The organism is Streptomyces albidus (ex Kaewkla and Franco 2022), assembly GCF_013870515.1.
GTDB lineage: Bacteria > Actinomycetota > Actinomycetes > Streptomycetales > Streptomycetaceae > Streptomyces > Streptomyces albidus.
In genome coordinates, this window is the sequence record NZ_JACBXA010000354.1 from 1 (window position 1) to 4505 (window position 4505).

Here is a 4505-nt window from a genome sequence, read left to right on the forward strand (position 1 = left end):
GAGCCGGCCGGTGCGGTCGAGCAGGTAGCCGTCGACGGACTCGGTGGCCATCCGGCCGCCGGTGCGCGAGGCGGCCTCCAGCAGCGTGACGTGCAGCCCGGCAGCGACCAGATGGTGTGCGGTGGCGAGACCGGCGAGCCCCGCGCCGATGACGACGACGTCGGCGTCCGGCGTGCGCGTACGGCCTGAGCCTGCTGAGTCGCTGGAGTGCACGATGCCTCCCGGGGGGTCGGCGCGCGGTGAGGGGCCGTCCTGCGTTCGTACTGCCCGGCCGAGCGCGAGTGAACCGTACGGTTTTGGACTCTACGCAGCGGTTCGATCGCGGTCAGTGGCACACGGGCAGTGCACGGTCGCACAGCGGGTCGCACACCGCTCCGGTGTGCCGCCGCAGCAAGGCGCGGTACGTCACCGGTGCTCAGCCGGACCGGCGCGATCCGCTCCTGCTGTCAGCGCAAGGCGGCGCGTACCGCGTCATCGATGTCCGGAAACGCGAAACCGAAGCCCGATTCGAGCAGTTTCGTCGGGAGGACGCGCTGGCTGCCCAGCACGTCCCCCGCGAATTCGCCGAGGGCCGCCCTCAGCGCCGGCGCCGGGACCGGGAAGGGGGTGGGGCGCCGCAGGACACGGCCCATCGCAGCGGTGACCTCGCGGTTGGTGACCGGCTCCGGAGCGGTGAGGTTGACCGGGCCGGAGAGCTCCTGCGAGTCCAGCAGGTGACGCAGGGCGGCGATGTGGTCGTGCAGCGCGATGTGGCTCCAGTACTGCTTGCCGTCGCCGAGCCGCCCGCCGAGCCCCGCCTTGAAGATCGGGAACAGCCGGCCCCAGGCGCCGCCGCTGCGGGCGACGACCAGCCCTGTGCGGGCGAACACCGTACGGATGCCCGCCTCCTCGGCCGCGGCCGCCGCCTCCTCCCACTCCTGGCAGACGTCCGGCAGGAACCCCTGCCCGGGCGGCGCGCTCTCGTCGACGGCCTGGTCGCCGGTGTCGCCGTAGTAGCCGATGGCCGTGCCGACGAGCAGCGTGCGGGGCGGTTCGTCGAGTGAGGCGAGCGCGTCGGCGAGGGCGGCGGTCCCGAGCACGCGGCTGTCGCGGATCTCCTTCTTGTACGCGGGGGTCCAGCGCCGGTCCCCGACGCCCGCGCCCGCGAGGTGGACCACGGCGTCGCAGCCGGCGAGACCGTTCGCGTCCACGTACTGGCCCTTGGGGTCCCACATCACCTCCGACGGCCGAGACCCGGCCGTCGTGGTGCGGCTCGCACTCTCGTAACGCCGAGCGTCCCTTGACGAGCGCCGCACGAGCCGGACGATGTCGTGTCCGTCCGCGCGCAGCGAGCGGGAGAGGGCCGTGCCGATGAGGCCGGTGGAACCGGTGACCGCGATACGCATGGGGCCATCCTGCCGTCTGCCGCGCTCAGGCTGAAGCGCCGGGCACCCCGCTTGTGTTGGGGCTGCCGCACGGGCAGCCGTGCGGACGGCAATCCGGTGGCGGCGGAAGCGGACGGCCGTGCACAGTGGCCCGCATGTCGTCCGCACCGGTCGTCCGCAGTGCCGCACCCGCCGACGGGCCCCGCCTCGGTGAGCTCGACCGGCTCTGCTGGTCCACTCTCCATTCCGTGATGCCGCCTCCCCGGCCGCCGCACCCGCCCTTCTTCGACGAGGCGCACCTGCCCGCCCACCATCTCGTCGCGGAGATGCCCGGACGGGGGCCCGTCGGCTACATACGCCTCGTCCCTCCCACGGATCTGGAGTCCAACGCGCACGTGCGGCAGATACAGGGGTTGGTGGTCGACCCCGCCGCACGCAGGTGCGGGGTGGCCAGAGCGCTCCTGGATGCCGCGTGCGAGCGGGCGCGCGGACAGGGCGCACGACGGGTGACGCTCCGCGTGCTCGGCCACAACACCCCCGCCCGCGAGCTCTACGCCGCGGCGGGGTTCGTCGTGGAAGGGGTGCTGCGCGGGGAGTTCGAGCTGGACGGGGAGTACAGGGACGACGTCCTCATGGGGCGGTGGCTGGAAACCGCCCGGGACGGATGAGGCATCGCCCGCACACCCGGTGGGCCCGGGCCGCGTGCCCTGGCCGCCGGTCAGCCGCTGAAGCGGTCCCAGAGCTTCGGAAGCCGCTCCGCCAGCGCCGTGTCGTCCTCCAGGTTGAGGGAGACGCCTGACGGGTCCTCCGGCGGCTCGGGCAGGCCGAGGTCGGGCATGACGATGCCCGTCAGCTGTTCGTACGCCTCGTCGGCCGCGTAGCCGAGGTCCTCGGCGTCGCCGTCCAGCTCCTCGTCGAACCCTTCGAGCACGTCGGCGAGGGAGTCCGCGTCGTGCGCCGCGGTCTCGAAGACCTCCCGGCCCTGCCCGATGAGCCAGCACCGGAACGCGTCGAACGCGTCGTCGCTGACGCCGTCCAGCAGAATCCAGGCCGCGGCCCACAAGTCCCACTGGTTGGCGCGGCTGTAGCGCGATTCGAAGTGCCGGGCGAAGAACATCACGGCCTCCGGATCGAGCCGCGTCAGCCGCTCGATGAGCAGCTCTGCCTGCTCCTCGGGGTCGCCCTCGGCGTCCTCGCGGGTGGAATCGATCAGCGCCCAGAACTCGGTCTCGTCCATCACGAACACAGCATCCGCCTTGTACCCGCCCAACGCACGCGGACTCTCGCGGATGCCGCCTTGTCGTTACCAGCGAGCGTCAAGGAGCCCAATGTGCGGTTGTTGTGACCATCCGATGCATCCCGTATGTCTGAACCCCCGTAAAGCCCGACAGGAGATGTCCGGTTTCCGTGCGAGCGTGCTGTCCGTACGGCATGGCAGGCGGCGTGCACGGGGCATGCCGCACGCACCGAGAGGACACGTGGGTGAGCACATCAGGGGCACTGGCGGGCAAGGTCGCACTGGTCGCGGGCGCGACGCGGGGGGCCGGGCGGGCGATGGCCGTGGAGCTGGGCAGAGCGGGAGCGACGGTCTACGCCACGGGCCGGACCACCCGCGAGCGGGTGAGCGAGGTCGGCCGCGCGAGCGAGACCATCGAGGGCACCGCCGAACTGATCGATGAGGCAGGAGGTACGGGCGTCGCCGTGCCCACCGATCACCTGGAGCCCGAGCAGGTGCGGGAACTGGTCGACCGCATCGACCGCGAGCAGGGACGCCTCGACATCCTCGTCAACGACCTGTGGGGCGGCGACTACTTCGTCCAGTGGGACAAGAAGATGTGGGAGCACGACCTGGAGGCCGGCCTGCGGGTCCTGCGGCTCGGCATGGAGTCCCACATCGTCACCAGCAGGTACGCCATCCCGCTGCTCATCCGGCAGCGCGGCGGTCTGGTCGTCGAAGTCACCGACGGCACAGCGGAGTTCAACACCCGCTACCGCAAGCCCTTCTACTACGACCTCGCCAAGAGCGCGCCGATCAGGATGACCCTCGGACTGTCGGAGGAACTGCCCGAGTACGGCGCGACGGCACTGTGTCTGACACCGGGCTGGCTGCGCTCCGAGTTCATGCTCGACACCGCGTTCAAGGTCACGGAGGAGAACTGGCAGGACGGCTCCGCGCAGAACCCGCACTTCGCCATCTCCGAGTCGCCCACCTACGTCGGGCGCGCTCTGGCGGCACTGGCCTGCGACCCGGACGTGGCCCGCTTCAACGGGAGTTCACTCTCCAGCGGCGGCCTCGCCCAGGAGTACGGCTTCACGGACGTGGACGGCTCGGCGCCCGACGCCTGGCGCTACATCACCGAAGTCGAGCAGGAGGGCAAGCCCGCTGATGTGACCGGTTACCGCTGACGGGCTACCGCTGACCGGTTACCGCTCGTCGTCCGCCGCGGCCGAGCCGCCGTCCGTGTCGTCGTGGAGGGCGGCCATGCGCCGGCCGGTCTCCCTGAACCGGTCGCGCAGCGACGGCGGCCCCAGCACCTCGCATTCCGCGCCCAGGGCGAGCAGTTGGGTGTAGGCGACGTTCAGGGACTCCACGGGCAGGACGACGACGACCGGTCCCTCGCCGTCCTGCCCGGACACCGCCCCGGGCACGGGCTCGGCCTGCTCCAGCGCCTCCTCCGCGGCCCGGTGGTCGGTCACGTGGCGCAGCATCCGTCTCCCCGCCGACGTCAGCCGCAGCCGCACCTCCTCCCGGAGGATCGAGCGGGCGAAGGCGGCCGACCGCTCCTCCCAGAAGCGGGGCAGGTCGAACTCCTCGTCCCGTGCGAAGTGTTCGCCGTCCGCCTCGATCCCCGTGATCCGGTCCACCCGGTAGACCCGCCGGTCCCCTCCGTCCACCACTTGCGCCGCCAAGTACCAGACGCCGGCCTTGAGTACGAGCCCGTACGGCTCCAACTCCCGCTCCACCTCGGCCCCTCGGCGCCGGTAGCGCATCCGGACCGTCCGGTCGTCCCACACCGCCTCCGCCAGTGCGGGCAGCAGGTCGGGGGTCTCCGGGGACTGCCACCAGCCCGGTGCGTCGAGGTGGAAGCGCTGGGCCGCGCTGCGATGCGCGTCGCTCAGCTCCGGGAGCAGCGCCGCCGA

At 71.9% G+C, this 4505-nt stretch carries 6 protein-coding genes; 2 read left to right on the forward strand and 4 right to left on the reverse strand.

What is annotated here, in order from left to right; genetic code table 11:
• Together H5J26_RS28600 and H5J26_RS28605 are read right to left on the reverse strand one after the other, a co-directional pair.
• Positions 1–216, reverse strand: a 216-nt coding sequence (locus H5J26_RS28600) for an FAD-dependent oxidoreductase (protein WP_181768873.1), incomplete at its 3' end; no start/stop codon positions are given.
• Positions 217–446: 230 nt separating this feature from the next.
• On the reverse strand, positions 447–1385 hold the full coding sequence (locus H5J26_RS28605; RefSeq protein ID WP_181768870.1) for a TIGR01777 family oxidoreductase: 939 nt from the start codon (positions 1383–1385) through the stop codon (positions 447–449).
• 134 nt (positions 1386–1519) lie between these two features.
• On the opposite strand from H5J26_RS28605, the gene H5J26_RS28610 reads away from it, so the two are divergent.
• A complete protein-coding gene (locus H5J26_RS28610) occupies positions 1520–2032 on the forward strand; it encodes a GNAT family N-acetyltransferase (RefSeq protein WP_181768871.1) in 513 nt (170 codons plus the stop codon).
• 50 nt (positions 2033–2082) lie between these two features.
• On the opposite strand, the gene H5J26_RS28615 is transcribed toward H5J26_RS28610, so the two are convergent.
• On the reverse strand, positions 2083–2601 hold the full coding sequence (locus tag H5J26_RS28615; protein WP_181768874.1) for a DUF4240 domain-containing protein: 519 nt from the start codon (positions 2599–2601) through the stop codon (positions 2083–2085).
• A 245-nt stretch (positions 2602–2846) separates the two neighbouring features.
• On the opposite strand from H5J26_RS28615, the gene H5J26_RS28620 reads away from it, so the two are divergent.
• Positions 2847–3770 (forward strand): SDR family oxidoreductase, encoded by a 924-nt coding sequence (locus H5J26_RS28620; protein ID WP_309238102.1) that lies wholly within the window; start codon positions 2847–2849, stop codon positions 3768–3770.
• Positions 3771–3788: 18 nt separating this feature from the next.
• On the opposite strand, the gene H5J26_RS28625 is transcribed toward H5J26_RS28620, so the two are convergent.
• Positions 3789–4505: helix-turn-helix transcriptional regulator (locus H5J26_RS28625; RefSeq protein ID WP_181768872.1), on the reverse strand; the 717-nt coding region annotated here is incomplete at its 5' end.